Genomic DNA, 5,688 nt, shown 5'->3' with positions numbered 1-5,688 from the left:
TTGAAGAAAAACACGGCATCGCCGAGACGCTTACTAAAAACAGCTTTAATTTGGCTTATCTCTCATCCTTTTTTAGAGTATCTCTCATTCCCTTTTCTTTTGTAAGTAGATAATTTGAGGGTTAATATCTCATATATCGGTTTCAAATTACAGGTACTTTGTAGCTAGGATACCTTATATCTTTGCCATATTAAGCCTGCATACTTCTGTTTTCTTACCGACATCTTCATCGTTCCACTCGGGTGAAACGATTGTGCCACTAAAGTAGAGAGATCTGTTTACGTTAGTGATGAGATCAGACCACTCGGGTGGAACGATGAAGATCTCCTATTAAAAATCTGATAACAATAGGTGAAAAGCACCACAGGATAGGGTCTTTTGCATGAGAAAAAGCGGTAAAGCTTATCTATTCCATCATTTCTCTGCCTACAACGTTTATGAGTTTTAAGTCATAGTTATCATCGTGGGCATCTTGGAATAATTGCCAGATCATCACGCCGGCATAGTCGTTTTCTTTGATGAACTTACATTTGTTGGCTATAGTAGGGCGACCGTTATAATAAGTCTTGCCTATATTATCCTTGTCTGCAGCTTCATTTCCAAGATGTTTGAGTATGCCGCTGTAACGAATTCCACGTACATCGTCTACTGCGCCTTGCAGACTTTCCTCCCAGGAATATCCATAAAAAGGAAGTCCTCCTACTATTTTACTTTTGGATGCCCGGCATTGCTCGTTCCAGTATTTGAGGTCTTTTACAAAGTCCTCGTAAGAGGCATGCTGAACCGGAGTGTCAGTAAAGGCTCCACGGTCATAACTCATCAGGTTGATATAGTCGAAGTATTGCTCCCATTCGGTTCCGTAATTAAGCCAGCGGCTGTTGACTGCACAAGTCATCAGCATACCTTTCTCTTTAGCTAGATATAAACCTCTGGCAAAAACCAATAGCGAAGGGAAGTTCTTATCCCAGTTGTCATACTCCTCATAATCAATGTCGAAGCCATCCAGCTTGTATTCTTTGGTGAATGCAATCACCTGCTGTATCAGTTCCTTTCTGGCTTTCGGATCGTTGATGGCAGCCGTAAATTCTCCCGGACTGTTCTTTGCCAGTGATATCAGTATCTTGACATTATGTTTGTGGGCTGTTTCCCGTACACTTTCAATTCTTTCCCGGACAGGATCAATGTTCAGAGTGCCATCTGCTTTTACCCTTGCAAAGCTGGCATTGATATGTGTCAGATATTTCCATTCTATCGAAGGGAATAAACTTTCAAATTCCCAATCATCGAGCGGGAGATAGCCGATAACTACTTTCTGAGTGACTTCCGGTTGGGGCTGAGGCTGCGGTTGAGGCACATTGGGCTCTTGTGGGTTGTTGGTACTGGAAGAGGGTCCGCAACTAGTGAATAAAATGCTTACAACTGTTAATAATACGTATAATAAATTTCTCATAATGAATTGATATTAAGTGAATATTGCTTTTTTACTAGTTTATAACCAAATGATTTTTCCATCTTCATAAAGGAAGATTCTATGATGTTCTTGAGTATTTTTACTGCAGTGACTTAGTCTCAATAATGCCTTTCGGGGGACATTGTTGAATATAAGATAGCTGCCATTCCCTTCTTTGCGTTCAATTGTACGCCACTCATTTTCCCAATATGATAATTCATATGTGTTCGACCTGCCAAGCCATGATCTTATATAGGGGCTTATTCCTATGGCAGATAATTTGTATTCATTATTTAAATCAAAATCAATATATCCTTTGGAGACTTCTCCACTGAAGGCGGTATCACTCAATCCGTCAATTAGCATTTCCGGTTTCTCATCTTCGTTATTATGCGGTAAAGGAGACAGGATTTGAATGCCGGTGATCAGTTTGTCTGCACTATAAAATGAAAGTTCTCCCAGAGCAATGCCGGGCGATGGTAAATAAAGCCGGACAAATTGATAAGACATCGGGTCGTCTATTCTGAAAAGTTGATGTTGTATCTGTAATGTATCAGTGATGGTATACAATAGTTTATCTTTTTTCCCGTTTTTCATTCCCCAGAGTTCGCCTCCTTTTAATGAAGTCAGATTCTTCCTGTTCTCGTTGAACGGTACTTGACCCGCAAAATTGCGAATTACGACTTGTCCCTTTTCTCCGTTGGCAGACAGATTTTGCAGGGTACCGTCGGATTTTAACCAGAACGGCTGTCCTGCCGGTATGCTTTTCCCTTTTACATAATAAGTAGGAAGGTATACAATATCTTTGCCCATTTTGTCGAATGTCACTTGTTGGTCTTTTATCTTGCCCCACTGAACAGGAATCCAGTCTTGATAGTTGTAAACTGATAAATAAGCATAGCCGGGGATCGGATTAATGGAATCTGTATTCAATATCACTCGTATATCTTGGGTTTCAAAATATTCAGAAGATACGTCTATTTTCTTTTCATTCAGAAATAGAGGCGGAATATCCTCACGTGCAACTTTCTTATCGGATAATGGGCCTTCCGTATGATTGGAGAAAGTCTTGCGATAGACTTTGGGTAGTCTGAACTTCCCCCAAAAGCTATCGTATGATTTGTTATTATAAATACGTTTATATTTCCAACGGTCGTCATCCCAGAATGCTTCAAAAGCATAAGACTCCCCGTTTACAATGATCACGTTCCAGCTGTGCCCTCCGTTGCGATTGCCCCATACGGGAACGAAATCTACGGCGGCAGCCATTCCTACAGATGAAAGTAGCAAGGAGTTGAACCAGCATCGCTGTTCGCATGTACCGGTTTTTATCTTTTCGAATGTAGATGCTGTTAATATTGGGATGAGTGGAACATAGTAGGGAGAATGAACGATATCTTTATAAAGAAACAATAAAGAGTCGGTCTCCTCCATGACATTCTTTCCATGTGTTGTATAAAAGTCTTTATGATGCCGTCGATAATACCTGTCTCTTGAATTATCGATTACCAACCCGTTCTCTCTTCGATATGGCAAGATATATTCACAAAAATCATGAAAGGAACAATTTTGTGTATATACGTTTCCTTTCCATGCTTTGAATGCCATTTCTATTTCAGAAATAATAGTCGAAGCTGTTAAGTGCTCTGCATCACACATCCTTTTTACCGTTAATTCGTCAGAGTATACAAAACAGAATACTTGCCATAAACTGTCAATTTCTTCTCCGCATTTCTTATTTATTTCATAATTGTACTTCTTTCTGACATTGTCGTATATCTTGTAAAAAGGGGCATATACAGTTTGCAAGCTGGAGTCATCGGCGTATGATCCCTGCATGTTGGAGATTAGAAACTTGGTAGCTTCAAGTTTCAACGAGTCGTTTGCGTAATGTTTTAAAACCTTTTGCAGTTCCGAACGGTTTTCTTTGGCGGATGACAACGTTTTGTCTAAAGGACCTTTTGGAGTGCAAGAAACTAGTAGAAGCATTCCGGAAATATATAAATAATTTAACCATTTCTTTTTCATCATCCTATCTTTTAAGGTCTATTCCCAATAAAATGTATACTCCTTTTCGTAGAGTTCTTTATTCCGTTTTCCATTGTCATCTCTTTTAAAAGTCCAACTATAAACTACACAATGTAATTGTATCTTATATATTGAATCCAAGTCTTTTACATATCCTCCTTTTTTTAGCTCTAATAAACTGATATTACTTTTTTTAATTTCTCCCGGGAGGAAATTAAGATATAACTCTGTTGGATGATACATACATCTGCTATAGCCTATTTTTTTATTGTTCTTATCATAAATATTAAGATCGTAAAAACTTCCTGTATCGCTACCGTCATTCGTTTGGGAATGCCGGAGAATAGCTTCAAGATTCTTATCGTTGTTTTTGAAAGTAAATGTCAGGCATTTCTTTTCTTTGTCAAATGTAACATCGAGGCTCATTTGACGCTGTTGACACATTATTGGTAACATTGTAATTAGTAATACTGTTGTAATAATTGTTTTCATTGTATTTATATGTGCTGATTGTCGAAATTTTAATATCTATAATAAGAGACTATTCTATCTTAGAATAACCTCTTATTATAGAAACTGCTTTTATCACCATTAAAGCTAAAGATAGGCTATTTAGGTTCTATTGCCCACCATTGGTATACATAATTCAATGTTTTAGCCAAGGGGGTTAATGTATACTTTAGACCAATTAACTTGGTCTCTATTTGACGGTAAATAGAGACGGGTATAGTGGCATAAGGTGTGAAATCGGCAAAATTAAAAAGAACTTCGCTTATTCTTCCTGTTTCAGAATCGGTATAAGTAATTATTGTAAGTTCCCATCCTTTCATCTTTCCTTTATAGTTGATAAACGCATTATTAACAATTACTTTGAAAATAGAGTCATTATAAGTCTCATTCTTATCTTTAACGTATAAGGGGGTATAATTTTCTGGAGTTACATAAAATGGGGTATTTGTGCCTTTCTTCATTTGTTTTATGTATGTCCATTTATTATTCTTGTTATACAAATTTATATCCCCGCTCTCAGTATCTACATCGCATTGATAGATGTATCCCTGCTCGTTAAAAGTTTTAGTTGTTGTATAATAATTTGTTTGAGCAATAGCCAATGAAACATTATACAATAGGCTGATTAATATAAATATATTTTTCATATTTCTTTGTTTATTATTGATACAAACTTCTTAAATTGTTGAAATTATCTAATCCTTTTCTGCTATTAAGCCAAGGATAATCAATATTATCATACCCCACGTCTCTGAAGTCACTTATAATTTTAGGAATTATTTTTTGCAATTTTCCAGCAGTTATCCCAGGTCGTAAATTGCCAAACTCATCGATATACCTTACCAAAAGACGTGTTGCATTCCATCTAGAGTCATTCTTACTCTTTTCATACCACCAAGTCCTTTCGCTTTCCTCCAAACTATTTATATATATTTGCTGAATGAGATGTGCTTCGAATTCTTGATTCAACTGCGTTGCATTCCATGTTTCTTGCTCTGTATATGATTGGAGAGCATGAACCATCTCATGCAAAAGAGCACTGCTAGTTATATCCATTCTCATTTTAATACCTCCTAAACCAGGATCGAAATTACTATTCATATTGTCACTAACAAATTGAATAATCAAAGTTTTTCCTTTAAGTGCTTCTTGTAATTTGTGATATAATGCTTCACCAATCTTGGTCTTAGTCATTTTATCAAGTAGATTCTCAATTGTTTTCCAGCTATTATCTGTCATATTGGAATTACGAAATATCGCTTTTGCTTTAGGAGCCACTGGTTGATAACCTCCTCCAACGCCACCACCACTATCTACTTCTGGAGGAAACCATGTATGGGCATTACCATTTTCATCATGGTATATGTTGTTGCATACTAATTTGGTTTCATATTTTGTTCGAGTACGGCACTCGATACCGAAGCCGATTCCGTATTCAGGATCTTCATAAATAAATGGTGTACATTCATCATATTCAACAAAGACACTTTCATAATGACATTCTGAACTTTCGCTACGTGTATCCGCAGTAGCTTGCATTTTTAGTCCTTCTTCTGTCCCCTGGCTAATCGTTGCTACGATTTTTCCATTTTCATATTGCCAACCATTAACTAAGCCACCTTCCGGTTCATAGAAGTAAACACTGCCACTTAGATCAGGAGCACGATACAAGTAACTATTATCTTCAAAGTGTTTAGCTT

The 5,688-nt window shown here is 37.1% G+C and carries 5 protein-coding genes; all 5 read right to left on the bottom strand.

Features of this window, described 5'->3' with window-relative positions; all coding sequences use genetic code 11:
• Positions 1-406: 406 nt before the first annotated feature.
• Positions 407-1,450, bottom strand: a complete 1,044-nt coding sequence (locus tag HMPREF2794_RS16275) for a glycosyl hydrolase family 18 protein (RefSeq protein ID WP_029425078.1) — start codon at positions 1,448-1,450, stop codon at positions 407-409.
• A gap of 39 nt (positions 1,451-1,489) precedes the next feature.
• Positions 1,490-3,481 carry a discoidin domain-containing protein gene (locus HMPREF2794_RS16270; protein ID WP_083312110.1) on the bottom strand — a complete coding sequence of 664 codons (1,992 nt, stop codon included), beginning with the start codon at positions 3,479-3,481 and terminating at the stop codon, positions 1,490-1,492.
• A gap of 15 nt (positions 3,482-3,496) precedes the next feature.
• Positions 3,497-3,970, bottom strand: coding sequence for a hypothetical protein (locus tag HMPREF2794_RS16265; protein ID WP_010535660.1), 474 nt, complete (start codon positions 3,968-3,970; stop codon positions 3,497-3,499).
• A gap of 116 nt (positions 3,971-4,086) precedes the next feature.
• The gene (locus tag HMPREF2794_RS16260) at positions 4,087-4,635 is read right to left on the bottom strand and encodes a DUF5043 domain-containing protein (RefSeq protein WP_010535659.1); all 549 of its coding nucleotides are present in this window, start codon (positions 4,633-4,635) and stop codon (positions 4,087-4,089) included.
• A gap of 13 nt (positions 4,636-4,648) precedes the next feature.
• Positions 4,649-5,688, bottom strand: a 1,040-nt coding sequence (locus HMPREF2794_RS16255) for a hypothetical protein (RefSeq protein WP_083312109.1), incomplete at its 5' end; no start/stop codon positions are given.

It is taken from the genome of Bacteroides sp. HMSC067B03 (genome assembly GCF_001811315.1).
Classification (GTDB): Bacteria; Bacteroidota; Bacteroidia; order Bacteroidales; family Bacteroidaceae; genus Bacteroides; species Bacteroides faecis.
The sequence above is the reverse complement of the archived record's forward strand: the minus strand, read 5'-3'. Positions and strand labels throughout refer to the sequence as shown.

Excerpts from the sequence above, each read along its gene's own strand:
- HMPREF2794_RS16275 (WP_029425078.1), bottom strand. The coding sequence starts at position 1,450 with ATGAGAAATTTATTATACGTATTATTAACAGTTGTAAGCATTTTATTC.
- HMPREF2794_RS16270 (WP_083312110.1), bottom strand. The coding sequence starts at position 3,481 with ATGATGAAAAAGAAATGGTTAAATTATTTATATATTTCCGGAATGCTT.
- HMPREF2794_RS16265 (WP_010535660.1), bottom strand. The coding sequence starts at position 3,970 with ATGAAAACAATTATTACAACAGTATTACTAATTACAATGTTACCAATA.
- HMPREF2794_RS16260 (WP_010535659.1), bottom strand. The coding sequence starts at position 4,635 with ATGAAAAATATATTTATATTAATCAGCCTATTGTATAATGTTTCATTG.